This window comes from Bartonella sp. AP4SXKL, assembly GCF_042195845.1.
Classification (GTDB): Bacteria; Pseudomonadota; Alphaproteobacteria; order Rhizobiales; family Rhizobiaceae; genus Bartonella.
Map to the genome: position 1 here is coordinate 340 of NZ_JBHIPA010000084.1, position 243 is coordinate 582.

Annotated in this window: 1 protein-coding gene; it reads right to left on the reverse strand. The window is 47.3% G+C overall.

Going from position 1 to position 243, the window contains the following annotated elements; genetic code table 11:
• Window positions 1-243 (reverse strand): DUF935 family protein (locus ACFIMI_RS09805; RefSeq protein ID WP_375692547.1); only part of this gene is annotated, 243 nt, incomplete at both ends.

Genomic DNA, 243 nt, shown 5'->3' on the forward strand with positions numbered 1-243 from the left:
GAGTGCGCTCTTGGCGCCCAAAATTAATCTCAACAAAGGGCACAATTAAATCACGATTAGCCGTTAAAGCTAATTGGCGTGCATCAGCTCTGGCAATATCATGGCGCACATTTTCATGAATGCGCGCTTGCGAAAAGGACGAACCATCATCCGTCGTCATGGTTTGCCCCAACACACCTTTAGAAATTTGTCGATCTAAATATTCCGCCTTAGAAGCAAACACCGCATTGCCACTGCCCCCTG